The sequence below is a fragment of the Paenibacillus nasutitermitis genome (genome assembly GCF_014641075.1).
GTDB lineage: Bacteria > Bacillota > Bacilli > Paenibacillales > Paenibacillaceae > Paenibacillus_Z > Paenibacillus_Z nasutitermitis.
Genome location: NZ_BMHP01000001.1, coordinates 1366000 through 1390227, shown reverse-complemented (window position 1 = coordinate 1390227; position 24228 = coordinate 1366000). Strand labels below are relative to the sequence as shown.

Sequence of the window (24228 nt, the reverse complement as noted above, 5' to 3'; positions counted from 1 at the left end):
AAGCATCTCCTTCTTTCAACGCTCTCCTGTTTTATTTGTTTCTGATTGCCTCATTACAGGCGAAGCGGCGGCAGCGGTGTGAATGTCATCGCGACGGGCAGGTTGCTTCCCGATGCGATGGTGAAGACGATGTCAACAGACTCCTCGCTATCTCCCGTTCGATATAGCACGGCAGCCTGGTCACTGCTTCTCAGCGCTTGGTTGTTCGCGACTGTTACGAGCTGTCCATTGACAAGGAAAGCTCCTGTATATAAACCGCCTCTTGCATTTAACGAGATTAGTGTGCGTGGCGCGACACGTGACAGATGCATGCGGTACAGCACGCCGTAGTTCCCGAGGTTATACTCCAGCTGCCCCGTCGTCTCGTCAATACCGTCCAGAATCGTATCGACTGTCTTCTCGCCGATCTGGATAAGTTGCTGCGTAATGCCGAGCTGATCTTCAATATCGATAGAGCGGTCCGCCTTGTAGAATGTACCCCTGACATGTTTGCCATCCCGCGGCATAACTTGAAGGTTAGGCAGCTCGGTCACCGCATCCTTGCCCGCAGCAACAACGACAATGTTATATAGCAGCTCCTTATCGGAGTAAACATCGACATAAGAGCTAAATGAATCCCCCGGCTTTAACGGTGACTTCGCAATCTCGGGAAGAATTTCCTTCGTCTCGCCTGGACGGATCGCCGACCATTCCTCTGCAGGATCGCTTACCAGCGAGGTCAGATAGCGGGAGGTGGATAATTTGCCTGCCAACTCAGGTGATGGTGTTGGCCCGCCCATGCCCATTGTACTTTTGTTATAATTTACGGTGGAATTCCCCATATTGGTCGCTAACAGATGAATGGTGACGGGGTAGCCGATCTTGTTGACATTATGGAACATGAACCTTACTTTACCGGTCATTTGAGCATAGTATTCAATTCCTTCTTGAACCAGCGTTTCCGGACTGTTGCTGCGAACCATTTGGGCTGATTCCGATATGATCTTGTATTTATACGCCGGAAAGCTCCTCACAGCTTGACCGTCAATCGTATAGATATCGCCAGCCGCTGTGAAAAGGCGGTCATACTCATCTCGCGTATAGAGAACTTCATTCATGACCGTAATCGTCTTCACTATGGTGGATGTCAGCCCGTGCTTATCTTCAACTACCAGCGTGACGATTTTGTCGCCTGGCTCAAAGAATGCGTTGTCGTTGCCCGTAAACGTATGGCGGACGATAGCGTTCTCGTCATCGGTACTGATATCTTTGTAATGGACGGTTTCGCCAATTCGGTAATGCGTCTTGTCAGTAGCAAAGTCCGCTACCGGAGGCTGGTTTGGTGCTTTCACCGTCACGGTGACGGAGTACGGATCACTCCAGACACCGTTGCTGTCTTCCACTTCTCTCGTGACCGTGTAGATGCCCGGCATAAGGAACATATCCATTCGTCCGTCCCAACGTTCCTCCACGAAAGGCAGACCGGTCGTATTCGTAGCGTGATCCACGTATGTGACCACCGTTTGTCCTGCATAAATCTCAGCGGGCTGAACTTCGAAATCTGCCATTGGTTTTTGCGGCATGACCGCTATCGACCATTTCAGCGTAATCTGCTTGCCGACGACCGCGATTGTGCTGTCGGCCATCTCGCCCCAAGAACGAAGCGGTACCATCAAGTAGCCTTTCGAAATATATGGAATGCCGGCCAGCTTGGTCTTTACACCATCCCGAATGGCGAAACCGCTACCGGCTTTGAAGACGAGTTCATGTTGAGCGCTTTTCGCAATGGATTCCTTCTTCAATGCATCGTAAGTAATGCTATAGCCGTAACGTGCTGCTATGGAACTAAACGGGATATAGGTTCTGCCATCGTTGCTGGTTACAGGCTGAGCGGATTGGTAAGTTACGTCGTTATGGATCATCTTGGCGCCCCCCATTACCAAGACCAACTTTTCCTTAACGGAAGGAGATTCCATAGCCCCCAGTCCTTCTGCCGAAGTGATGCTCGATCCTGCGTAAGTAAAAGGCAACAATAAGAACGACAAAGCCAGCAACCATTTTGAAATTTTCATACAATATCTCCCCTGCTCTATTTTTGCCCCCAACGCGAAAGGCTGTCTGCCGACAGTCCATTTTGAGTACATTGACAAATAAGACGACACACTACTTGGAATAGTTGCGAAATATTGGCAAATTTTTTTCGAATTCAATTTCTTTATGGAATCAAACGTTTTACCCTCTCATTATTCGAAACTTAGTAACTGAAGACCATCTGAAACTCCGAATATCATATTCCTGTTGTTCGAGCATATAATCTGAAGTTTTTTCACGATCTCCTAAGAAGCCCGACCAAAATCGTGATTGGGACCTTCTTCGTACGAGGGGTTTGGGAAGCTAAAGTACACCAGAATGCTGTGACTAATTCTTCAAAAATTTTGACATCGTTTAAGCATTCGCTCTGTTAAGTCTCATCGCGCTCGTAACTGACTGTCAACCGAAAGGTGTGCGCACACAAAGAAACCTCACATTGTACCTAATTAATCTAGGTTTCTTCAATGAGAGGTATCCGTATTGCAGCTCTATTTTCCTGAATGTATCATATGTCAAACTTTCGAGGCATCCAGCCGTTCGAGCTTCTGATCATATTCTTCCTTTTATAGACGGTCAAAATCAGACCAATTGCACCAAAGTGAAGCAGCAGCAGCGTATTGCCATAGCTTAGGAATGGCAATGTTATACTGATATATGGAGCAAGTCCTACTCCCATAAGCATAGGCAGAACAAATTGAATCCCCATCACGATCAATAACAACACAATTAACCGCCTGCCATAATCATCCCGGACCTCTCGGGCGAGTGCGGCAATCCTGGCAATAAATAAAACCGAGATGGCACCTATCACCAGACCGCCTGCCCAACCGAAGCTGTAGATGATATAAATGAACATCGTATTGCTGTACTGAAAAGGAAGATTAAGATCCGAAGCAGCGAACCCGTGGCCCCACCAGCCTGCCGAACGAATAACCTTTAAAGATAGAGAGGTTAGGTAGCTTGCGTGCTGATCTTCCGAAAGAAACGACGTTAATCGCAGCATCGTATAAGCAAACTGTGTCTTGAAGGACAATACGATAGCGAAAGCAGCCATGCTGAACATTCCGATGATGCCGAGAAATTGATGCACGGAGCGCCGATTAAACCATAAAAAACCAGTCGCTGCGCCAAGATATAAAAAAACCGATGAAAAACTATGTGCTGCCCAATAAATAACGAGGGGAACCCCCAATAAATATACACATCGAATGACTGTTTCTCCGGTTGTCCAATATTTCGGGAGCTTCATCCCCGGAAGCGCAAGAACAAGCATGAAGGCACCGATGGTCATCACATCAATGGGCATACCAAATACATGCATATAGGCACTTCCGTTAATAGTAGAGCGGAATACATTGCCTGCGAACATCACCAGCAAAGCAGCAACAAACAAAAGATTAGAATACCGCATCAGCCTCCGGTAATCAAAAAACCACAACCCTATGAGTCCCAGACAACCAAAAAAAGTGAAGATCAGCTTTTTTTCAAATAAACGCTCATTACGTGTATAAGGAAAATCCGAAACTTGAATCGCATAGATCGCGAATAACCCCATCCCGATGACCAGAACCAGCAGACTAGCCAATCCCCAATCCATGATCGGCCGATGTATGCGGTGCATGTCCCGGCCGATTGTTCTAGGAGAACCCATGGCCTCGACAGCCAGCTCAACAGCATGCGCTTCATCTTCCCCCTGCTGAAGCAAGTCTTCCACCCTGTCCGCTATATGTATCGTTAGTTCTTCTCTGATCTCCTTGTGGAGCTCAACCGCCTTTATCTCCTGGCATACCGCCTGCAGAAACTTCTGTACCTGTGGATGGGAATGAATGGTGATCATACTCCTCCCTCCCCGATCATACGATCCAATGCAGTACGAAAAACAATCCATTCCTGTTTTTTGTCTTGCAGCTGCCCGCCCCCCTTATCGGTAATCCGGTAATATTTCCTTCTGCGTCCATCATGCTCGCTCCAGTATGCCTCTACCCAGTCTTCCGCTTCCAATGAATGAAGAATCGGATACAACGTCCCTTCTTTCAAACTGAAAATCCCACCGGACTGCCGCTCCATTTCCTTAATCATCTCGTAGCCGTACATAGGATTGCGGTTAAGCATAGTCAGAATCATAATTACAGTGCTGCCCTTCAATAACTCTTTATTAATTTTCATCCATCATCCTTGCCCCCTATACCTAGATTATCTATGCATAGATATAATAGGTATTATATCTAGCTTGTTGGAAATATACAACTCTCCCATCCCCCCAAAAAAATAAAAACGGGCCTTCACTTAAATGTGAAAGCCCGTTTTATAGGTCCGGTATCGACCCTTCCAATCAATTTCGAGCAGATTAAGCTGCATTCCGAAAGCACAAACCCGTCAATGCCGATCTTTCCCTCGCCGAACCAGACATCCGGGCTCCCATGAATGGCCTTTGCTTGGGTATGTCCGAACACAACTGTCTTCAAGGCAACTGTCGGCTGGCTAATAAACGGCTCCTTGATCGTTAAAAAATCCTGCAGCGGCTGTTTCTTCCAATCCGGGTAATCCGGGTTCAGTCCTGCATGCACATAGATGTGATGGCTGTCCTCGGCATAGTATGGGAGGCTGTTCAGAAAAGCAATATGATGCGCATGTTCGTTCCGTATGACGCTTATCATTTCTTTGATGGTCTGAGCTGTCACATCATCTTCGCCATTCGCCGATAAATTGAGATAACTCCTGGCAGTTGCTGCTCCGCCATGGTCCAGAAACTTGCCGATCACCTTTTCATCCGCATGCTGGACAAGATCAATCAGGCGCTGGTCGTGATTGCCGCGCAGTACAACCGCTCCATGCACATCGCGCAAATAAATCAGATGCTCAAGCACCTCGCGGCTATTAGGACCACGATCCACGTAATCGCCCAGTATCAATAACTGATCTCTTTCTTTATCATAATCCACCAACTCCAGAAGCCGCAGCCAAGCGTCATAACAGCCATGGATATCACTGATAACCAATTTTCGTTTCATGATGAGATAGCCGCCTTTCAGGGATTTAACATCAATTCGCGGATCCTGAAGTTCCGGTTATTCCGCCATAATGCCCTTTAGCACCGTAACGGCTTGCCCGGTAATAAACACACGTTCACCCACAGTCCGCAGCTGCACATATCCTCCGCGATCCGAAGCCTGATAGCCGCGCAGCTCGTCCTTGCGCAGCTTCTTCTGCCAGTAAGGAGCAAGCGCGCAATGGGCAGAGCCTGTAACGGGGTCTTCGTTCACCCCAACCGACGGGAAATACGCGCGTGACACAAAATCCACACCGTTATTCGCGTAATCCTGCGACCTGCTCGTCACAATGATGCCACGGGCATCGACTCTGGCCAGCAGGGCAAAATCGGGGCGAAGCGAGCGGACGGTTTCCTCGCTGTCGACCTCAACCAAATAATCCATCCGATTACGGCCAACATACCGGGGAATCAAACCCAAAGCATGTATAAGCTCTTCAGGCGCCGCTGTCTGTACAACCGGTTCCGACGGGAAGTCCATCCTGATCCCGTCCCGGATGCGTTCAGCACCCAGCAATCCGCTGCGCGTGTGGAAACGCGCAGGCTCCTGCAAGCCCAGCTTTCCGTTCTCCCAAAGATAATGAGCGCTTGCCAATGTAGCGTGACCACATAAGTCTACTTCGCTCAGAGGCGTAAACCATCTCAGAGAGTAGCTGCCATCATCGCAAGGCAGGAGAAAAGCGGTTTCGGACAGATTCATTTCAGCCGCGATTTGCTGCATCTGTCTTTCTGAAAGCTCCGCAGCAGGCAAGCAGACCGCAGCCGGGTTCCCTTTGAATCTAACGTTCGTGAATGCATCGATAATATGTATGGATATCGTCATAAGTCCCTCCTGTTAGTATCTTTTCCCTGCAAAAAGGGCCAGCAAGCATCCATAAACAAGATGCGCTCCCGTCCATAACAGCAGCGCCAGACCTTCATCAATGGCCGGAACCTTATTCGAAGCCAGCGTGAGCGGAACCCACAGGCAGGCAGTCAACAGTCCAAGCGCAAGCCCCGGCCACAGGCGGATGCCCAGGCGCTGAACCAACCAGAGATAGAGAATTCCCAGCGGTACTGAAACGGCCAGATGGAGAGCAAACTCCAAAGCTTCCGGCATTTCTGCCGGCAGAAATGCAATAAAATCAACATTCAGCAGCAGGGTATATACAAGCATGCCCGTTGCTGCTTCCATGGCTTTCAGCAGCAATCCAAGGCCAATACCTGCCGCAAGACCCATTGCCGCTCCGCGAATGAACAAGTCATATAGCGACAGCTGTTTTTTATTTATCATGAACGACCTTTCTTGATGTTAAGCATGAGTTCCAATGGCTGTATACATATCGATTCCGCCTATATCTATTTTCTGTTTCCATTCCAATCGGGCAGCGTGGTTCAAATGCTTTACCTCCCGGCTCAGTTTTTCAAAATATTCTGTTATCTCTATCTGAAAAACGAGAGCAAAAAAGTGGGTCATTGCGATTGGCAGAACGCGTCCGTTCTTTCAATCATCCCCACTTCTGGTTGATTCTATTGATTTCCGAATCTCTCTTCGAGTATAGTCTGTCCTTCTTGTTCCTCAATGGGTACAAGGAGGTCGACGGCTTCCTCTTCCAGATGCTCGTCAATATAAAAAATTTCTATAGAAACGGCATTTTCCCTTTTCTTCAGCTGCTGCTCGTTCATCCATGCGGACAACTGCTCGTAGCCCTCGCCAATCCGTTTGTTTGTGCATGTGACCATGGCATAAGTATGCTCAGGAATGATAAACTGCACCATTCCGTCTGGCACTGCTTCCATGTGCGCCGTTTCGAAGCTCGCCCAATAGGTTGCAAATACCTCATTGCCGAAATAAGGACTGTACAGCGCAGTGGACTTCACCTCACCATTTAATTCGTGTTTTCTTGAGAGAAACTCGCTCTGCAAAAGAATGGCTTCATCAGGAAATGTCGAGTACGGACCGCAGTAACTGATACCAACCAGATTTAGCGCTGGTTTTGTAACGACTGTACAATTATCCATCGCGAATAACCTCCCGCATAAATTGGTGAAGAGATCAGGGCCTGCTGCCTGCGCTTTAGGATGTACATGACCCTTTTCAGTGTACCATGTTCATGCTCTTATGGGGTATATTTTATTTGGACATTCGGATTAATGTGCAGCTAAATCCGCATTATTTGCACACATCAAGTAGCGGAGATACACTCTCCGCTTCAAGGTGGTAACTATATTCCATTTGGACTACTTCAAGTATATTTAGACTTGGATGGTGAGGACGATCTTCCCGCGGCCGTGTCTCGTTTCAATGGCCCGGTGCGCATCGTCGGCCCGATCCAGCGGGAAGGTCTGCCGGATATGGATGTGCAGTTTACCTTTTGAATGCAGTTCAACCAGTTCTGCAAGGCGGGCTGCCAAACGTTCGCCACGGATGACGCGAAGACCAAGCTCCTCGATCAGGTCATAAGCGACAAAGGTACAAATACGGTTCCTGTCTTTCACTAATTCGACCGAGGCCCGCACCGCTTCCGCCCCTGCCGTATCGAACGCGGCGTCGACGCCGTTCGGTGCCAGCGCCCTCACTCGTTCGACAAGCCCCTCCCCGTACGTAATCGGGATAGCCCCGAGCGAGCGCAAATAGTCGTGGTTGCTCTCGCTGGCTGTGCCGATGATCGTCTTGGCCCCCCACTCCTTAGCCAACTGTACCGCAAAGGCGCCAAGCGATCCGGCCGCGCCATGGATCAGCACCGTATCACCCGGTCCAACGCCAATCGCTTTCATGGCGATATACGCGCCCTGGCCGTTGCCGGTCAGCCCGCCTGCCTCTTCCCAGGTCATGCTGGCGGGCTTGCTTACGATTTGGTCAGCGCCTACGACCACGTATTCAGCGTAACAATTCAATAGCCCGAAACCGAGCACCTCGCTGCCTGCGTGAAAGCCGGTAACACCTTCGCCCACTTGATCGATGATGCCCGCGAACTCGTTGCCCGGAATTTGCGGAAGCTCAATGGTGACGCCCTGCGGGGTCCAGCCGCTCCGCACGCTGCAATCGTAATGCTGTACCCCTGCCGTTTTCACCTTGACCCTGACTTGCCCTGGACCGGCCTGTGGATCGGGCAACGACATAATCTCCATGACCTCGGGTCCGCCGACCGAACGAAATACTGCTGCTCTCATTGTATAATCCTCCCCCTGTTTATTCCTATTTGTTGTGTCGTTTACCTTAACGTTTTTAATGCGCCGCTCCAAGCGATAAGTTGATCTAACATCAGGTTTATTTTATCAACGTGCAGATCGGCAGGCTTAAATGTTTTGAAGTTTTCAAAATCCGTAAACATCGAAAACGTTGGATGTGCGCGAACGTCCGCTACGAGTAATTCTCCTAAGATACCGCGTAAATGTTCGGCTGCGCGGGCTCCGCCCGCTGAACCGTAGCTAACGATGCCGGCCGCCTTATTATTCCATTCGTCCCGTGCTGAATCGAGTGCATTTTTTAATGCCCCTGTAATACTGTGATTGTATTCTTGGACAATAAATACGAAACCGTCCAAGTTGGAAAGCTTTTCTGACCAAGCGAATAATCCAGGCTCCTCACCCGTGCCTTCTCCGAAAAAAGGCAATTGAAAATCTGCGATATCCACGATTTCATAATTCGCATCTCCGCGACGATCGGCAATTTCTTTAACCCAATTTCCTACCTGCGGACTTACGCGTCCTTGGCGTGTGCTCCCTAAAATAATGCCAATGTTTTGTGGTTTCATTTTGATTTCTCCCATCAATTAATAATGTGTATCGTTGCACTCATGACGGAAATGACCAGCGTGAAGGCTGGCCAGAATCCGAACCAGCTTCACCCCGTTTATTGCAGGACAGCAGCTTCCATAGCGGTGGACTCTCCTTTCTGCCCTAAGTAATATTTTGTACACACAGCGTATTGCTTTCCTTACATGCTTTATTTTACAATCACATATAAATAAACAAAAATATATCTTGAACCATAATGGTTATATACTCGGGTATATGGGAGGGAAATGGGTATGGAGCTTCTGCAATTGAGGTATTTTCGAACGGTAGCCCGGATGGAGCACATGACGAAGGCAGCCCAGGAGCTGCACATCGCGCAGCCTGCACTGAGCAAGACGATTTCAAGACTGGAGGAAGACGTAGGGGTTCCTTTGTTTGACCGGCATAGAGGACGGATTCACCTTAATGTGTTCGGCAAGGCGTTTCTGGAAAAAGTCGAGAAGGCACTCGCCCTATTAGAAGAAGGAAGGAAAGAAGTGTCCGAGCTGGCGGGATTTGAACAAGGGAGCATCCACCTCGCGACATCGACGCTGGACCGGTTATCGGAGGCGCTAGGCGAATTTCTCGCGCTTCATCCCAAAGTCAACTTTCGGATTACACAGACTTCGATGGATGAAATGACGCATTTGGTGGAGACGGGCGAGGTCGACATGTGCTTTACGGCGATGCCGATCGATCGGCCCGACATTAGTATGGTATCCGTCTTTAAGGAAGATATTTATTTGGCTGTTCCCCAAGGACACCGGTTTGCCGGGAGAAAGAGCATCCGTTTGAGCGAGCTAGCGGAGGATCCGTTTATCGGATACAAGGAGGGTTTTCCTTTTCAAAAAATGAACGATTTGTTATTTCAAGAAGCTGGGCTAACTCCTAACTTCGTCTGCCGTGTCGACGAACCTGCCGGCATTGCAAATCTTGTCCGGGCCGGGCTTGGTGTTGCACTTGTAGGAAATTGCGGTGGCCCGAACTCCCCGCTGCGCTTGCTGCATATTGAGTTCCCCGTTTGCCAGCGCAATTTCCAAATTGTATGGCATGAGAAGCGGTACCTATCCCTTGCTGCGCGCAAGTTTCGCGACTTTCTCATCGGGTACTTTGCTGAATCAGCAGAGGCGGGTTGAAACGGCATGTGGTTGCGCCATATATGGAATTCGACAGCGTCTTGACAGGCAACCATATCGTGAATGATGAGAGATAACTAGGATATAAAGCGTGAATCGGAGGAAAAATCACACAACTCCCTTAAGCTATCTACCGTGGGCGCATAATAGGAGGCTCCGGCATCCATAAGCTCCTTCTCATTCCCGTAACCGTAACCCGCACCGATTCCGAGAACCTGGTTGCGAACAGCTCCAATCATGTCATGCTTGCGGTCGCCAACCATGACGGTCTGTAGTGGATCAATATTATATTGACGGATCATATAAGCGATGAGCTCGGCTTTGTCCGAACGGGTTCCATCCAGCTCGCTGCCGTGAATGTGTTCAAAATACTGCTCTAAATCAAAATGCTTTAAAATCCTCTGGGCAAACGAATGCGGCTTGGAGGTCGCGACCATTATCCGCTTCCTTTGACTTGTCAATGAGGTTAGCAGCTCGGTAATGCCGGGGTACACGTTGTTCTCAAAGATACCCCGGTCGGTAAAATATTCGCGGTAATAGGCAATCGCCTGTTTTGTATCCTGCTCAGAGAATCCAAATTGCTCCCGAAACGAAAGCGCCAGAGGAGGTCCAATGAAGGTCTCCAGCGTTTGCGGATCGTCCGCGGGAATATCGAATTTGGAACATGCATATTGGACTGACTTCGTGATCCCTTCCTTTGGATCTGTGAGCGTTCCGTCGAGATCGAACAGCCAAATGGTATAAGTGGACAAGGTTTTCACTATCTGCGCCGCTCCTTTAATTCAGATGGATTCGCTCATAATGTTCTACCACAGGAAAGGGATCGTAGTAATGGTGAAGCAGCTGCTTCCATTCCAGATATTGCGGCGAAGTTCGAAATCCCACTACATGGTCCTCCAGTGTTTCCCATTTAACCAGCAGCAGATATTGATATTCTTTATCTGCGTCAACACAGCGCTGAAGCTCATGACTGATATAGCCTGTCATCGAAGAAATAATCGCCGAGGCTTTCCTGAAGCTCGCGGCAAAAGAATCAGCAAGCTCTGGCTTCACATGCAAGACGGCTGTCTCCAGTATCATAACGTCAATTGCTCCTTCCAAATGCCTGCTCCTTACACAAATCCATAATAAACCTCAGTCTGATAATGAAAAGCCACTTGTCCGCCTTGCTGGTGATCAATGAATATCTGTTTCAGCTGCTCATAGAAAAAGACATGATCGGGATGACCGGGCAAAGGTGTATAGGAAGAAGAAGCCGTACGCCCTTCCAGCTGTTCCAGATTGAAAAGTTGTTTGTTCGCAAAAAGCTCCAAGCCGTATTCACCATTGCGGTAAAAAGAAGCGAACTGCTCCGACCCAAGTCGGGTATGCTTCACCTTGTCATAATCGCTGGCATACCGCATGAGCAGCTTATCGTAAGCGGCCGCAAACGGATCGCTGTCCACCTTCCGCCTGTTCCAGACCAGTGCAGCCATTCCGCCGGGCTTGATAATACGCGCAAATTCTACCTTGGCTTGCTCGATATCAAACCAATGGAAGGCTTGCGCCGAAACGGCTGAATCGATGGAATGATCCGCAAGTGTCGTATGCTCTGCTGAACCATCGATCGCAATGAAACGCTCCTCAAGCGAACTTCCGGCAAGCTGCCTGATGGACGCCTGCCTCATCTCTTCATTCGGTTCAATCCCATATACGGTGCTTCCCCGCTCCAGTAGAAGGCGGGAGAAAATTCCGGTTTCGGAGCCGATATCCGCAATTACACCATTCTGCCGAAAACCGGCTTTTGCATACAAGAAATCCAGAACCTCGCTCGGGTACCCTGGCCGATATTTCACATAAGCATCCACTCGATCGGAAAACCTTGTTTTACTATCCATCCATCATTCCCCTTTTCTTCTATTGATGCAGCATTTCCGATTCTCTCACGGATTCGTTGAGGCAGACTGACAGACTGCTGCCAGCCGCTTCGTTACCGGGTTCTTCGTTCCAGAGCATATAATTCTTCTTCGATCGAAGAGCTTTTCTCCAATACGACCTTACGCGCATCCTCAATCGCGCGGTTGTAAACATAAGGGGCAATTTCCCGAAGCATGAAATCGACAATCTGCTCCGCTCCGATATGGCCAAGCACTTCCGAACGTTCCTCACGGAAGAAATCCACCAGTTGTTCAATTATGGCGTCCTTTTCTTCGCGCGGCAATTTGACAGGGATCATGACGGATTCTCCTTTTCAGTGCCAAAGATTCATTCTTATTGTTTACGAATTACCGTAACGGGGCAGCTGATGGTCTTCAATGAATTCAACCGCATGGCGTTGCCTGGCGTATCGAATAATATGTTCACGTATATTGGGAAAAAGCATCACAGAACCAAGTTCCGCAAGCGGGATCCACCGGACGCCCGATTGGCTCGGATCCGGCCGGTCAGGCATCATCGGATGGGAATCCTTCTTCAGTGTGCATTCAAAAATCAAATTCAAGGCATGCGGCGTATCCGGCGGATATTCACCGGACTGCTTGTGAGGAGCGCATTCGTACACAAAAGCAAGCGGACCTATGTCCGCTTCCGCACCCGTCTCCTCCCGTAATTCACGGAGCACGCCTTCAATGACCGTCTCTCCCGGTTCTGCTCCACCGCCTGGCAAATTATAATGAACGCCTTCTTCATCCTCGTATTCCACGAGAAGAACAGCTTCGTGCTCGATTATAAGAGCTGTCGGACGGACCCGAATATGATAGGTCATGCTTTCCCTCTATTTGCTTTGGCAGTTTCATTGCCCAGTTCTTTGCAAGTTGCGATAACATCGGAATAAGACAGATTGCCTCCAAAAATATCGAGCGCACTGCCGATCGTAATGTCTAGACGGCCCTCCGTCAGCCGGTGAAACAGCTCCAGATCTGCAAGCGATCGTGCTCCGCCCGCATAGGTTGTAGGGAGTGTGACCCATTCCGCAAGCTGCTTGACCAGACTTTCCAGAATACCGGTTCGTTTGCCTTCCACATCCACAGCATGAACGAGAAACTCGCTGCAGCTGCCTGCCAGCTCACGGAGGTTTGCTTCATTCACCTCAAAGTCACTGAATGTTCGCCACTGGTCGGTTACGACGAACCACTGCCCGTCACGTTGCTTGCAGCTTAGATCGATAACCAGTCTGTCTTTGCCGACTTCCGCCACCATGCCCTGCAGGCGATTCATATCCAGCCTGCCACCCGGGAAAATGTAGGAGGTAACAATAACCTGCGACGCTCCCGCTTCCAGATAACGGGCGGCATTATTCTCTGTAATTCCGCCTCCAATCTGCAGCCCGCCGGGATAAGCCCGAAGCGCCTCCTGTGCAGCCTGCTCGTTGCCGCCGCCCAGCATAATAACGTGTCCGCCTGTGAGCCCGTCGCGTTTGAACATCTCCGCATAATAAGCAGAATCATGAGTAGAAACGAAATTTTCCACCACCTGTTGCTGGTCGGTTCCCAATGTTTCGCCAACGATCTGTTTGACTTTACCGTGATGCAAATCAATACATGGTCTGAAATTCATTATGTCGCTCCCTCTGCTTTCTCTCGTCTTTCCTATCATTGTAGCAGAAATAATGATCCGTTCGAAGACTATGCGCTGCCCTTGCCCGAGAGGGATTGCAAATAGCGGGCAACGCCATGCTCCGCATTGGACAAAATGATGCCAGTGGCAGCGGTTTTGACCCGCTCATGCGCGTTTGCGACCGCATACTTCTCGTCAGCGGCGGCAAACATCGGTAAATCATTCAAATTATCGCCAAAACACACCAGGCGCTCCGCTCTGATGCTGCGTTTAACAAATTCAACCGCTTCGCGCTTATTTGCCTTGCTGTCGGCAATCTCAAGCCAATGGTAGCCCGGTGCATAAATATCCGGACCGTAATGACAGATCAGTTCGTCCCGGCGGTGCAAAATATCATGGTTCGGGTCAAGCTGCTGCTTCGTGCCTACGGCAATGACAGTAATGACCGATTCGCCTAGCGCATCCTCATAATGCTTCACCAGTCTGAACCTGGAATCGCCAGTTTCCAGCCGGCTCGTGATATAACGTTCCTCGCTTGGGTTGAATATGCCCTTATAGTAAACATGAGCTCTGCCCTCGCTGTCCATCGTATAGACAAGCGGGTGAAGTCCGCTGGATTCAAAGGTGGATACCATCTCCCTTGAAGTTTCAGCGGACAATAGGTTGGATTGCAGCAAGCTGCGATTAGCCGGATCGTAAATAAACACACCGTTAAAGAATATCATGGGCAATCGGAACGCAATTCCCGCAACCAGCCTGGCTGCCGAATCCATCGATCGGGCGGTCGCGAAGGTGACCTGCATCCCCTGCTGGATCAGCTCACTCAGAATGACTCTGGTTTCTTCGCTTATTTCCTGATCTTCATTCAGCAGCGTCCCATCCAGATCCGTCACGTACAAGGTATTCGCCATCACGGAGCCGTTCTCTTGATCCATTGATTATGTGTATCCATATGAATAAGCTCGGACAAGCTGTGAATCATATAAGCCGGTCTGTGCGATTGTCCGAGCGGCTTCGCCAGCGGGTTGTAATAACAGAAATCAATGCCTGCTCCCGCCGCGCCATGATAATCATCCTGCAGGGAGTCGCCGACAAACAGCACTTCCGAATGATCAACGCCAAGCGTACGTACGGCTGTGTCAAAAATTTCCCGGTGAGGCTTATAGAAACCCACTTCATCGGAAATAAACAAATGGTCGAAGTAGTGGTCCAGCATCCCTTTCTTCAATCGGCCCCTCTGCGCCTCCCCGATTCCATTGGAGATTATGCCCATCCTGTAGCTGCCATGCAGCTTGCCGAGCAATTCATCCGCACCTTCCATAAGGTGACAGGTAGAGCAGAACAACGTCCAGTAAGTTTGAGCCAACCGGGGGGAGATCGCGTGGTCATGACCGAGCTGCTCCAGCGTATCGCGGAACGAATAATGCAGCACTTCGCCGATGGTCAAATTCCGCTGTACCCTTTCGATCCAATAGGTCCAATTGATCGGACCAAAAGTGCTCCGGAAGAGATCCCACTGGAAATCGGCAAGTTCCTGACGGTGATGCTCAATCGTTCTCTTCATGGAATCCTGTTCGCTAAAATCATAATCCAGCAAGGTATTGTCGAGGTCAAATAGTATCGCTTTATACATGTTTCCCATGCCTCCTGTGTCCAAACAGTCCCAACTTCCTGCCAGCTGTATACAGAAGATAGCCGGCTATAATACCAATCGTATTGAGCAGCACATCATCGACATCGAAGGTACCCCGGCGGAGGAGCAGCTGCAAAGATTCCAGGGCGAAAAGTCCGACAACAAAAAGAAAAAGGAGAGGAAAGAACCGGATGCGGAATAAAAACGGCAGCCAAACGCCAAACGGAACAAACACCGCCACATTGCCGACCACGTTAACGAGCCAGTTGCGGACATTGAAATGGTCCGCGTATTGAACATACATTCTGATGGTTGTAAGCGGCACCAGATTATAATGATATTCCCCAGCCTGATACTGGGAGCGGCCAAATCCGATAAACATCCAGTAGAGCAGCAGAACGGTATACGCCAGCGTTATCAGGGCAACAAACAGCTTCATAACTATATTGAATCAACTCCTGATAAAAACCTGTATATGTACGAGGAATCTAGCGTGTTCAAAAAAAGGTTTATGAGGGATTCTATTAGAAGATATCAATCAATTCGCGCAATGTCCCCACGGATGCCAGAGGCTTCGCTGTAATATGCTCCGCCCAAGGCTGGTTCTGCCGCATCCACAGGGTATGCATGCCAGCAGCGGCAGCACCTTCAATATCATTGACGGGATGATCGCCGATATAGACGGCTTCTTCAGGGCGAACACCGAGTTTGGAGAGCGACAGCTCATAGATTCGCCGGTCTGGCTTTTTCACGCCGGCTTCTTCGGAAACTGAAATATGGTCGAAATGGTCACGTATAGCAAGAAGATCCATTTTCCCGTATTGAATTCGGGTCTGACCGTTCGTAATCAAACCCAGCTTATAGTTCCTGCGACAGTGTGTCAGCAGTTCGACAGCCGACTCCATCAGGACCGAGCTGTTGACATATTCACGCTCGTAGAAAGCAAGCAGTTCTTGCGATTGAGGCGCCGGGTTCCAGGGAAAAAGCTCATGCGCAGCCAGCTCCGCAAACAGGACCGGCTTGTTCTTGTAACCATCCTGATCGGCTGTTCGGATGAATTCAATCCGGATTTCCCGGTCAGCGGGTGAGAGATCCGGAAAATAATGATCCATCAGCTTTTCCGAAAATCGCCGGAAGGTTGCCGTCCGGTTCAATAAGGTGTTGTCCAAATCAAAAATAACCGCCTTCAAACCAAGCTGTTCAACAGTTGAACGTATATTCAGATCATTGTTCATCCTCATCCTCCTTGTCAATTGCGAATGTCATGTGCATAAGCCGATCGATTAAAGCTCGTTGGACCCGCTTCGTTTGACCCGGTACCAGTAGGAATAGATTTCTTTGAAACCCAGCTTGTCATAGAGACGGTTAGCCGGAGTATTGCTCTGAACAACCTGCAAATAACAAGCGTCAGCGCCGACTGCTTTTCCCCATTGAAGCAGCTGGGTGATCAGTTCCTGACCAATACCGCGAGACCTGCGAGCAGGATGGACCACAATGTCATAAAGTCCTATATATCCCCGCTCCAATACGGCGAGCCCGCATGCTGCCGGCTCCCCTTGCACTGACAAGGTAGCGAAGCACTTCCGCTGCAAGGAGCCCACAACAAGCTTGCGGGTTGTTTCCAAAGCTGGTTCAGACAGTTGATTCAGATTTGCCATGTTATGAAGCCAGCGATCGCTCAGCACCTCTTCAAGCCGCATTTCAAACTCTGGCCATAGCTTCCCCGGTTCGGGGAAAGCCTCCGCATCCAGCAGTCTCACGCTGGAGGGCTCCACTTTGTCATAGCCATCCTCCTGAAGGAGCATGTCAAGAATCTCAGGCTGGGCAAATGGCGTGATTTTGAATATGGCATCTTGTCCCGCAGTTCTATAGAATTGCTCCGCCGCCCGGATCCGTTTGCGTATCACTTCCGTGGAATCCTCTCCTCCGCCATAAAGCGGACTGACGGAATTGGAACGTTTCGTATACCCTTCCGCTGTACGCAGAAGCCAACCGTCCATTAGCGTCGTCTGCAGAGCGGGCCAGCCGTTTAGTGCAAGCTCTTCAATATTTCTGTACATTTAATCCAGCCTCCTGGTGAATGTATTGTTGTGTATAAATATACAATCACCGGGAATTTCATTCAATAGGAAAACGTTTTTGATAGGAGACCACATCCAGCCAACGTCCGAATTTGAAGCCGACTTCTTTAAAATAAGCAATTTGCTCATATCCTTGCTTCGCGAACAATCGGATACTGCTCTCATTCTCTGCGCAAATTGTGGCAATAAGGGAATGGAAGGACAACGCTTTGGCCACCACTTCGATAAAATCGAGCGCCTGGGGGCCAATCCCCTTCGCTGTATGCGCTGCATCCAGATAAAGCGTCACTTCTCCGGTTGCGTTATAGGCAGCTTTTTTGCGATGCTGTGTTATCAATATATATCCGGCATAAAGATGGTCCTTCTTGATAATGTAGGAACGGTAGGACTCATTCAGCGGCATGATTGCTCCACGCATTTCATCTTGAGTGAGCGGCTTCAGATCGAAGGAAATCGTTGTATTCTCAACATAATGGTTATAGGTATGTCTAACCTGCTCCAGGTAGGCATCGGTATACGTTTCAAATTCCAGTTCATTCATCTGGTGCGTCTTCCCCTCTTTGCTGTTAATCCGATTCGATTTTTATATCGGGATTTCGGTTTGTCTGCCGCCCGATTCTATACTTCACATGCTTGAGCTGGACGACAATCATAATACTGATGATGACCAGCAAAAACCATGAGGTTACCTTGCTCCAGTGGACAAGCTGCCATGTGGCCCGCTGCTCCGGGTACGTCCATGCCCCAAGCAGCGTAAGAATATTTTCCGCCACCCAGATAAAAAAGGCAATAAGCACATAGGACAGCAGGATCGGCTGCCTCAACCTTATGTTTGCAACATGAAAAACCACATAGGTCTTATAAAACACAAGAGCCAATACCGCCATTATCGCATACCTGAAGTCATAGATATAATGATGCGTAAAAAAATTGCCATAGATCAGCACCGCCAACGTAACGACGATCCATCCCCGAGGCCAATTGAAAAATTGCAAATCGAAGCGCCGCCATGCCTGGCAAATGTAACTTGCTACGCTTGCGTACATGAAGCCGCTATATAAAGGGGCTCCCGCTATCTTGGTCCAGGCCGGCTCCAGGTATGCCCAGGACCCCATATTGACCTTGAACAGCTCCAGTCCCAATCCGATCAGATGAAAAAGTGAAATGACCTTCAGTTCATCTACCGTTTCCAACTTATACTTGACCATAAGATATTGGGTCAGGATGCATAGAAGCAGAATGAGGTCATACCGGGGGATATATGGAACCGTCACTACCTTAGTCACCGCCATGGAAGCAAAAATAACGACGGCAAACACGCAGCACAGGGCCTGGTTCCAGCCAAACCACAACAAACCTTTCCACGCCTTCATCACTTCAAGCAGACTCCTTCAGTCGCCGGCTCCCGGGGTACGTCACGGGGAGCGGCCGATTTCACCATATAGGGATACAGCCAGATCAGACCAAGCACATAGAGCAGCAGCGCTACAATCGCAGGGGACAAATGAAGCAGATCCGTATAGCCGATTTGCAGATGAACGCTGAATCCCGCTATAAATGCTGGCAGCCCTGCAGCCAGCAAGGTCCACCACAGCCAGCGCTGGCCCTGGCCGATGCCCCAAAGCGACACCGCCAGCAGCGCAATGGCATCGGATAATAATGCGCCTCCGAATCCTGCGCGGTCATGGGCGATTAAAGGAAGCAAATTGTCATTGGCTTCACCCAGTACGGCAGCGCTTGTCATCAGGAACTCCAGATCTTCCGGCACGAAAACATGCGTTATACCGATTATGGAGATGGTTACCCCACCGATCGCGAGGGCAAAACCAAGCGCAACCATCATGAACTGTCCACGCTGGGCCATCTTCCACACCCGGTCGTTACAAATATTCACCGGGCTGCGGGAAGGCCATTCCACCCGGTCGCGCATAGCAAACAGGAACATCGGCAGCAGAATCAATGCCGCCGCAGCATGCAGAGGATCGAAGAAGCCGTATCCGAGATACAGAAAGAAGCTGCTGAAGCCGATGATTCCGGAAGCCATCAGTGCTGTCCGCACCCAGTGAAGACGGTTCCGGAGCCCATGCCACCCAAGCTGGCCATAAAGAATGCCGATGGAAATCATTGTCCCGGCCAGCGTTACACGGTCATGCGACATAAATGGCATCAGCCTTTCGTTCACAGACGCAAGCGCGGCTGGCGTCATACATAAGAACGCGGTATCGTAGGGCAGAACAACGGTTGTAGAAGCGATGACCCAGGCGATGATGCCTCCGATGATCATGCCCAGACCCAATAAACACATCCAGCCCCAGCCTGACCAGAAAGGGGGCCGCGGCTGCGCTTCGCTCTTCGTGACGATACGGTGAAGCAGCGCTTCGTTTATGCGCTTGGGAAGTCCCGGACCCGAATACACAAGACCGCTATGAATCTGGATCAGATCCGCTCCCGCATCGATACAGTCCAGCGCATCTTGCGGCTCGTGAATACCTCCCGATGCGATAAGGGTAGCCTGCGGGCCGATTTCACGCCTCAACAGGGCGAGCTTGTGAATCGTTGGCTGCTTGCCGCTTTTTCCGATCTCAAAGCCTCGCTCTGATTGCAGGCTATCCCCTAGAATGATACCTTCGCTTAACATCCCGTTCAAGCTGAGCAAATGGATCAGATCTCTCAGTTTCGCATCGGGCATCTCAAGCGGAATATAAAGAAACAGAGGTTTAGCAGGAACCAGCTTCCGCGCGGCCCGCATGATGTCAAGCATGTATGCTGCTGCTCTCTGTCCGTCCATCTCTGTGCAATCCTCAAAGAAATCAAGGTAGAATCCGGCAGCGTAGGGCGCAAGTCCTTCCAGCAGCTGTCTGATTTCAATTATCTTCTGCTCCTCGGAAGATCCCCGCATCGGCCGAATACGAAAAAAAACAGGCAGCCTGTGGCCCTGCTTGCGATTCATTCTGCCAGCAACCGCCCCAAGTCCGTCATTCTCAAGCTCTCCGGAATAAATCAGCGCCTCGCCGTCTGTATTTCTTGTTATCTCTTCTTCGTGCCGGACCGGTTGAACTGTGACCGGACCTATCTCCATGAAGCCAAAACCGAATTGTGCCAAGGCACGGTGCGCGATTCCGTTGGGGTCAGTCCCCCCGCTTAGTCCCACCGGATATGTAAATTGGACTCCGTCCCGTTGCTGCTGGAGCAGCGGAGAAACTTCCATATGGCCCAATGTGCGGATGACAAGGGAACCTCCGGGTATGGCGCTCAGGCTTCCCATCGCATGAAGCGTCAAGGATCTTGCCGCTCGGGCCGGAAGCTTGAACAATAAGGGACGGAATAAAGTTTGATAGGACCAGTCTGGCAATAAGATCGGGCTCCTCTCTTAGCTGCTGGATATGATGTCCCGCTGCTGCCGAATCACGGACGTTGTTCGTATGTGCAGGCCGCTGAAGGCACATCTCTCATTTCAGCGATGCCATTTCTCGATGCTGTATACCTTCGCTACGCCTCGGGCTGCATCCTCCTTAACCGTATAGATCCACTCGTATTCAAAAACTTCCGGATCACGGTCGGGATGATAGAGTTCAGTATTCTCAATGACATAAAACTTGTAGACACCATTGGTCTTTTGAATACTTCTGATCTGGTAACGGATGAGCTTCTCCTTGATCTGCTTTCTGTTCAGATAAGCAACAAGCTTCTTCTGATCCTGGTACAAAGGACCTTCTTCGTCCAGCAGGCCCTCAACAAGAGAAAATCTGTTTTTATTAATGGCTTCTATAATAGACTGCTCGTAAGCAATCATCACTTGATTCGCATAATAGCCGTCCGGTTTCCCGTTTGACGCTCCGCCATCTTCATGGACCAAACCGGAGCCGGTTCTGCTGTTGTCGCAGGCTGACGCAAACAGGAGGCAGAATATCAATAAACAAAAGCTTGCCATTCTGTACATCCTAAGAGTCTCCAGTCTTTGTGAATTTGTTCCTTTATATTATAATGCCTGTTTGAACCTTTAAGCCATTAAATTAACCTAAATTATTTTATTTTACAAAAAGGAGATGAACCAGTTTACGTTTATATGGATTTCTCTCTCTATATATCCTTCCTGTTTCTCCTAAAACATTCATTTTTCACCATCGAATTCATATCTTCCCTCTTATGTACGCAAATCGATATGCCGGCGATCATTGGCCATCACTTTTTTTTTGAAATCGAGAAACATTAAACCACCGGCACGCGTCTTTAGATATCGAAGAGAAAAGATACGAAAACCTGGAGGGTGAGCGAGTTGAGAAAGTTAATGATTACTCTGGCTGCAGGTATACTGATGTTCTCCGTGTTGTTTCAAACACAAGCACAGGCTGCAGCCCCAACAACTACTGTTTATGTGAATGGCGTGAAGCTTGCCACCGATCAGGCTCCGAAGATCGTCGGCAGTCGTATTTTGCTGCCGCTCAGGGCTATATTTGAAGTGCTCGATTCTACAGTGGATTGGAATGCCAAAGCCAAGACAGTAACGGCAACCAGGGACGATACAACGATCGTTCTGAAACTGGGATCCAAGACCGCTACTATTAATAACGAAACAGTCACGCTGGATGTTGCTGCCCAACTGATAAACGGCAGAACAATGATTCCTGTCCGTTTTGTCAGCGAAGCTATGGGCGCGGAAGTCGATTGGAACGCGGGATCAAAGAGCGTATACATCAAGACTTCCGGCATCGTTTCGCCACCTTCGAATGTGTACGCACAGGTGGTTGGAAAAAAAGGGAACGGCAGCGATCTGGAGATCAGCTTCAGCAAATCGAATACGGAGTCGGCAATCGATCATTACCGCATCCTGGTCGTAAAAGCATCCAATTCCTCAAGCTTTGGACTGGCGACGGCTTTGTCCGTCAACTCCAGAAACTACACGACTGCCGTGCCCTATAGCGAAAACCAAACCATAACCTTGTCTGCGCAAGCACGGGATGTGAATGGCGACTTGCTTCAAGTCAATCAAGCCTATGCCGTCTATGTGCTGGCTATAGGAAAAGCCAACGGCCAGAACGCGCTCTCACAAGCTTCGTCGACTGTTATGATTAGCGGCAATGCGGCTGCTCCGGCGGTTACCAATGTCAAAGCTAATGATGTCAATGATTACGGCGACGGCCGCGATCTGCAGGTCAGTTTCACAAAAGCTTCAGATGAAACGAAAATCAATCATTACCGTGTACTGGTCGTCAAATCAGTCAACGCAGGGAACTTCTCGCTGGCCAAGGCGGTCGCTGCGGCAAGCTCCAATTACACGGCGGTGAACAAATCAGGCAGCAATTTCATCCAGACGCTTTCTTCAGGAGCGCGCGATACCGATGGAGCAGCCATTGCAAGCGGCGTGAGCTATCGGGTATACGTGCTGTCAGTCTCCAATGACAATAATACCGGCAATTACACGTTATCCGGCGGATCTGCCGATGTCGTATTAACTAAGAACTCCAATATCGAAGCCGCCAGCAGCGTTGTCGCATTCGATGTCAGCGATTATAATGATGGACGGGATATGAGGGTTATCTTCAACAAGGCTGCCAATGAATCCAAAATCAGCCAGTACCGTATTTTCGTCGTGAAAACGGCATTTGCTGACAGCTTCTCCCTCTCGACCGCGAATGCTCTTCCAAGCACGCTTTTTACGGCGGTAAACAAAACAGGCAATAATATCACGCAGTCCCTGCCTTCCGGTGCGAAAGACACAACCGGCGATAAAATCGTGAACGGCGCCAGCTACAAGGTATTTGTATTATCGGTAGGCACGAACGATTATAAGGGGATAAACAGCCTGTCTGCTCCTTCCCCCGTCGTCATGTTGACAAACAGTGCGAGCTTGACGGCCGTAACGGATGTGAAGGCAGCCGATATCAGTGATTACAAGGATGCCAGAGATATGTTCGTCAGCTTCAACAAAGCTTACGATGAGACCAATATCTCCCATTATCGTGTCTTGGTCGTCAAAACAGCCAATGCAAATAATTTCACGCTGAACAAAGCTAATGAAGTGTCAAGCTCCAACTATACCCAGGTCAACAAAACCAACAATACGCTAAGCTTGATCCTTGCATCCGGAACCCGGGATGTTAATGGGGATACCATCCGAAATGGCGTCAGTTACCGGGTATTCGTCCTTTCTGTGGGTGGGGGCAGCTTCAATGGAAGCAATGCCTTGTCATCCCCGTCCCCGGCGGTTACATTAGAGGACAACACCAGCATTGGCGCGGCAACCTCCGTCACCGCAACTGACGTCAATGATCATGCTGACGGCCGCGATCTGCTGGTGACATTCAACAAAGCCAGTGACGAAAGGAATATCAGCCATTATCGCGTGTTGGTCGTCAAAACCGCAAACGCAAGCAACTTCACCTTGCTTTCGGCTGCTTCTGTCACCAGCTCCAATTATACGACTGTCAACAAAACCGGCAGCAATCTGAGACTGAATCTGGATGCAGGCGCACGCGATGTGGATGGAGCCAAGATTCAAAATGGCGTCAGCTACCGTGTATTTATCCTTACGGTCGGAGCCGGCACCAATAATGGAAATAATGCGCTGTCCGCTCCTTCCGCTGATATTACGCTGAACACTTCGATCGCCAGTGTAGCGAATCTGTCAGCCAAAATCGCGGATAACGGCAAAATTGAAGTTAACTTCGACAAACCGCAAAATCAAACGGGAATCGCTTATTACGCTGTTATGATCGTTCCTTCCGACAGCGCGTTTGACCTGAAAGCTGCGAACAATGCCGCTTATTTCATCCAGGTTAACGGAGGAACAGGCACCACGACCAACGATAGCGACAAAGACGTTAACGGCGCGGCCATCACCAGCGGCAGCAGTTATAAAGTGTATGTCCTATCGGTCGCGGCCAGTGGCAATCCTGCTTCCAATGCCTTATCCGGTCCAAGCGGCATTGTAACACCATAAGTGTGTCTGACTAACAACAGGCAAGC

26 protein-coding genes are annotated in these 24228 nt (G+C 49.6%); 2 read left to right on the top strand and 24 right to left on the bottom strand.

Annotation, left to right across the window (positions count from 1 at the left end):
- Window positions 1-53 precede the first annotated feature (53 nt).
- From IEY46_RS05945 to IEY46_RS05905, 9 genes are all read right to left on the bottom strand, one after another.
- Complete coding sequence (locus tag IEY46_RS05945) at window positions 54-2051, bottom strand: copper amine oxidase N-terminal domain-containing protein (RefSeq protein ID WP_188990042.1); 1998 nt, start codon at window positions 2049-2051, stop codon at window positions 54-56.
- Between the two features lie 524 nt (window positions 2052-2575).
- A complete protein-coding gene (locus IEY46_RS05940; protein ID WP_188990040.1) occupies window positions 2576-3907 on the bottom strand; it encodes an FtsW/RodA/SpoVE family cell cycle protein in 1332 nt (443 codons plus the stop codon).
- Window positions 3904-4236 carry a PadR family transcriptional regulator gene (locus tag IEY46_RS05935; RefSeq protein WP_188990038.1) on the bottom strand — a complete coding sequence of 111 codons (333 nt, stop codon included), beginning with the start codon at window positions 4234-4236 and terminating at the stop codon, window positions 3904-3906. Before IEY46_RS05935 ends, IEY46_RS05940 begins: the two co-directional genes overlap by 4 nt.
- 116 nt (window positions 4237-4352) lie before the next feature.
- Window positions 4353-5081 (bottom strand): metallophosphoesterase family protein, encoded by a 729-nt coding sequence (locus IEY46_RS05930; protein WP_229750093.1) that lies wholly within the window; start codon window positions 5079-5081, stop codon window positions 4353-4355.
- A gap of 57 nt (window positions 5082-5138) precedes the next feature.
- Window positions 5139-5942, bottom strand: a complete 804-nt coding sequence (locus IEY46_RS05925) for a PhzF family phenazine biosynthesis protein (protein ID WP_188990036.1) — start codon at window positions 5940-5942, stop codon at window positions 5139-5141.
- A gap of 12 nt (window positions 5943-5954) precedes the next feature.
- Window positions 5955-6392: a hypothetical protein gene (locus tag IEY46_RS05920; RefSeq protein WP_188990034.1), complete on the bottom strand. Its 438-nt coding sequence runs from the start codon at window positions 6390-6392 to the stop codon at window positions 5955-5957.
- A gap of 236 nt (window positions 6393-6628) precedes the next feature.
- On the bottom strand, window positions 6629-7120 hold the full coding sequence (locus IEY46_RS05915; protein ID WP_188990032.1) for a GyrI-like domain-containing protein: 492 nt from the start codon (window positions 7118-7120) through the stop codon (window positions 6629-6631).
- Between the two features lie 234 nt (window positions 7121-7354).
- Window positions 7355-8272: an NADP-dependent oxidoreductase gene (locus IEY46_RS05910; RefSeq protein WP_188990031.1), complete on the bottom strand. Its 918-nt coding sequence runs from the start codon at window positions 8270-8272 to the stop codon at window positions 7355-7357.
- 41 nt (window positions 8273-8313) lie between these two features.
- Entirely contained in the window at window positions 8314-8856 is a 543-nt protein-coding gene (locus tag IEY46_RS05905) for an NADPH-dependent FMN reductase (RefSeq protein WP_188990029.1), read from the bottom strand.
- Window positions 8857-9132: 276 nt separating this feature from the next.
- On the opposite strand from IEY46_RS05905, the gene IEY46_RS05900 reads away from it, so the two are divergent.
- The gene (locus IEY46_RS05900; protein ID WP_188990027.1) at window positions 9133-10014 is read left to right on the top strand and encodes a LysR family transcriptional regulator; all 882 of its coding nucleotides are present in this window, start codon (window positions 9133-9135) and stop codon (window positions 10012-10014) included.
- A gap of 77 nt (window positions 10015-10091) precedes the next feature.
- Here IEY46_RS05900 and IEY46_RS05895 read toward each other — a convergent pair whose 3' ends face one another.
- From IEY46_RS05895 to IEY46_RS05825, 15 genes are all read right to left on the bottom strand, one after another.
- Window positions 10092-10775, bottom strand: a complete 684-nt coding sequence (locus IEY46_RS05895; RefSeq protein ID WP_229750092.1) for an HAD family hydrolase — start codon at window positions 10773-10775, stop codon at window positions 10092-10094.
- Between the two features lie 16 nt (window positions 10776-10791).
- Complete coding sequence (locus tag IEY46_RS05890) at window positions 10792-11094, bottom strand: antibiotic biosynthesis monooxygenase family protein (protein WP_188991723.1); 303 nt, start codon at window positions 11092-11094, stop codon at window positions 10792-10794.
- 32 nt (window positions 11095-11126) lie between these two features.
- Window positions 11127-11891, bottom strand: coding sequence for a class I SAM-dependent methyltransferase (locus IEY46_RS05885; protein WP_188990025.1), 765 nt, complete (start codon window positions 11889-11891; stop codon window positions 11127-11129).
- A 92-nt stretch (window positions 11892-11983) separates the two neighbouring features.
- Window positions 11984-12229: a DUF2164 domain-containing protein gene (locus IEY46_RS05880; protein ID WP_188990023.1), complete on the bottom strand. Its 246-nt coding sequence runs from the start codon at window positions 12227-12229 to the stop codon at window positions 11984-11986.
- Between the two features lie 42 nt (window positions 12230-12271).
- Window positions 12272-12757, bottom strand: a complete 486-nt coding sequence (locus IEY46_RS05875) for an NUDIX domain-containing protein (protein ID WP_188990021.1) — start codon at window positions 12755-12757, stop codon at window positions 12272-12274.
- A complete protein-coding gene (hisA, locus tag IEY46_RS05870; protein ID WP_188990019.1) occupies window positions 12754-13548 on the bottom strand; it encodes a phosphoribosylformimino-5-aminoimidazole carboxamide ribotide isomerase in 795 nt (264 codons plus the stop codon). Before hisA ends, IEY46_RS05875 begins: the two co-directional genes overlap by 4 nt.
- Window positions 13549-13616: 68 nt before the next feature.
- The gene (locus IEY46_RS05865; RefSeq protein WP_229750091.1) at window positions 13617-14483 is read right to left on the bottom strand and encodes an HAD family hydrolase; all 867 of its coding nucleotides are present in this window, start codon (window positions 14481-14483) and stop codon (window positions 13617-13619) included.
- A complete protein-coding gene (locus IEY46_RS05860; RefSeq protein ID WP_229750090.1) occupies window positions 14459-15181 on the bottom strand; it encodes a YjjG family noncanonical pyrimidine nucleotidase in 723 nt (240 codons plus the stop codon). Before IEY46_RS05860 ends, IEY46_RS05865 begins: the two co-directional genes overlap by 25 nt.
- Window positions 15174-15620 carry a VanZ family protein gene (locus IEY46_RS05855; RefSeq protein ID WP_188990015.1) on the bottom strand — a complete coding sequence of 149 codons (447 nt, stop codon included), beginning with the start codon at window positions 15618-15620 and terminating at the stop codon, window positions 15174-15176. The genes IEY46_RS05860 and IEY46_RS05855 overlap by 8 nt, the downstream gene beginning before the upstream one ends.
- An 85-nt stretch (window positions 15621-15705) precedes the next feature.
- Window positions 15706-16416 carry an HAD family hydrolase gene (locus IEY46_RS05850; protein ID WP_188990013.1) on the bottom strand — a complete coding sequence of 237 codons (711 nt, stop codon included), beginning with the start codon at window positions 16414-16416 and terminating at the stop codon, window positions 15706-15708.
- Window positions 16417-16464: 48 nt separating this feature from the next.
- Window positions 16465-17241 carry a GNAT family N-acetyltransferase gene (locus IEY46_RS05845; protein WP_188990012.1) on the bottom strand — a complete coding sequence of 259 codons (777 nt, stop codon included), beginning with the start codon at window positions 17239-17241 and terminating at the stop codon, window positions 16465-16467.
- Window positions 17242-17299: 58 nt separating this feature from the next.
- The gene (locus tag IEY46_RS05840) at window positions 17300-17803 is read right to left on the bottom strand and encodes a GNAT family N-acetyltransferase (RefSeq protein ID WP_188990010.1); all 504 of its coding nucleotides are present in this window, start codon (window positions 17801-17803) and stop codon (window positions 17300-17302) included.
- 25 nt (window positions 17804-17828) lie between these two features.
- Window positions 17829-18635, bottom strand: a complete 807-nt coding sequence (locus IEY46_RS05835) for a DUF817 domain-containing protein (protein WP_188991719.1) — start codon at window positions 18633-18635, stop codon at window positions 17829-17831.
- On the bottom strand, window positions 18635-20614 hold the full coding sequence (locus IEY46_RS05830; protein WP_188990008.1) for a dihydroorotate dehydrogenase: 1980 nt from the start codon (window positions 20612-20614) through the stop codon (window positions 18635-18637). Before IEY46_RS05830 ends, IEY46_RS05835 begins: the two co-directional genes overlap by 1 nt.
- A 102-nt stretch (window positions 20615-20716) precedes the next feature.
- The gene (locus tag IEY46_RS05825) at window positions 20717-21202 is read right to left on the bottom strand and encodes a TcaA NTF2-like domain-containing protein (protein WP_188990006.1); all 486 of its coding nucleotides are present in this window, start codon (window positions 21200-21202) and stop codon (window positions 20717-20719) included.
- Window positions 21203-21538: 336 nt separating this feature from the next.
- Here IEY46_RS05825 and IEY46_RS05820 point away from each other — a divergent pair, with 336 nt between their 5' ends.
- Window positions 21539-24202: a copper amine oxidase N-terminal domain-containing protein gene (locus tag IEY46_RS05820; RefSeq protein WP_188990004.1), complete on the top strand. Its 2664-nt coding sequence runs from the start codon at window positions 21539-21541 to the stop codon at window positions 24200-24202.
- Window positions 24203-24228: the final 26 nt, after the last annotated feature.

Excerpts from the sequence above, each read along its gene's own strand:
- IEY46_RS05860 (WP_229750090.1), bottom strand. The coding sequence starts at position 15,181 with ATGTATAAAGCGATACTATTTGACCTCGACAATACCTTGCTGGATTAT.
- hisA (WP_188990019.1), bottom strand. The coding sequence starts at position 13,548 with ATGAATTTCAGACCATGTATTGATTTGCATCACGGTAAAGTCAAACAG.
- IEY46_RS05920 (WP_188990034.1), bottom strand. The coding sequence starts at position 6,392 with ATGATAAATAAAAAACAGCTGTCGCTATATGACTTGTTCATTCGCGGA.
- IEY46_RS05930 (WP_229750093.1), bottom strand. The coding sequence starts at position 5,081 with ATGAAACGAAAATTGGTTATCAGTGATATCCATGGCTGTTATGACGCT.
- IEY46_RS05945 (WP_188990042.1), bottom strand. The coding sequence starts at position 2,051 with ATGAAAATTTCAAAATGGTTGCTGGCTTTGTCGTTCTTATTGTTGCCT.
- IEY46_RS05885 (WP_188990025.1), bottom strand. The coding sequence starts at position 11,891 with ATGGATAGTAAAACAAGGTTTTCCGATCGAGTGGATGCTTATGTGAAA.
- IEY46_RS05840 (WP_188990010.1), bottom strand. The coding sequence starts at position 17,803 with ATGAATGAACTGGAATTTGAAACGTATACCGATGCCTACCTGGAGCAG.
- IEY46_RS05915 (WP_188990032.1), bottom strand. The coding sequence starts at position 7,120 with ATGGATAATTGTACAGTCGTTACAAAACCAGCGCTAAATCTGGTTGGT.
- IEY46_RS05880 (WP_188990023.1), bottom strand. The coding sequence starts at position 12,229 with ATGATCCCTGTCAAATTGCCGCGCGAAGAAAAGGACGCCATAATTGAA.
- IEY46_RS05825 (WP_188990006.1), bottom strand. The coding sequence starts at position 21,202 with ATGTACAGAATGGCAAGCTTTTGTTTATTGATATTCTGCCTCCTGTTT.
- IEY46_RS05910 (WP_188990031.1), bottom strand. The coding sequence starts at position 8,272 with ATGAGAGCAGCAGTATTTCGTTCGGTCGGCGGACCCGAGGTCATGGAG.
- IEY46_RS05845 (WP_188990012.1), bottom strand. The coding sequence starts at position 17,241 with ATGTACAGAAATATTGAAGAGCTTGCACTAAACGGCTGGCCCGCTCTG.
- IEY46_RS05875 (WP_188990021.1), bottom strand. The coding sequence starts at position 12,757 with ATGACCTATCATATTCGGGTCCGTCCGACAGCTCTTATAATCGAGCAC.
- IEY46_RS05925 (WP_188990036.1), bottom strand. The coding sequence starts at position 5,942 with ATGACGATATCCATACATATTATCGATGCATTCACGAACGTTAGATTC.
- IEY46_RS05900 (WP_188990027.1), top strand. The coding sequence starts at position 9,133 with ATGGAGCTTCTGCAATTGAGGTATTTTCGAACGGTAGCCCGGATGGAG.
- IEY46_RS05865 (WP_229750091.1), bottom strand. The coding sequence starts at position 14,483 with ATGGATCAAGAGAACGGCTCCGTGATGGCGAATACCTTGTACGTGACG.
- IEY46_RS05935 (WP_188990038.1), bottom strand. The coding sequence starts at position 4,236 with ATGAAAATTAATAAAGAGTTATTGAAGGGCAGCACTGTAATTATGATT.
- IEY46_RS05890 (WP_188991723.1), bottom strand. The coding sequence starts at position 11,094 with ATGATACTGGAGACAGCCGTCTTGCATGTGAAGCCAGAGCTTGCTGAT.
- IEY46_RS05940 (WP_188990040.1), bottom strand. The coding sequence starts at position 3,907 with ATGATCACCATTCATTCCCATCCACAGGTACAGAAGTTTCTGCAGGCG.
- IEY46_RS05835 (WP_188991719.1), bottom strand. The coding sequence starts at position 18,635 with ATGAAGGCGTGGAAAGGTTTGTTGTGGTTTGGCTGGAACCAGGCCCTG.
- IEY46_RS05850 (WP_188990013.1), bottom strand. The coding sequence starts at position 16,416 with ATGAACAATGATCTGAATATACGTTCAACTGTTGAACAGCTTGGTTTG.
- IEY46_RS05855 (WP_188990015.1), bottom strand. The coding sequence starts at position 15,620 with ATGAAGCTGTTTGTTGCCCTGATAACGCTGGCGTATACCGTTCTGCTG.
- IEY46_RS05905 (WP_188990029.1), bottom strand. The coding sequence starts at position 8,856 with ATGAAACCACAAAACATTGGCATTATTTTAGGGAGCACACGCCAAGGA.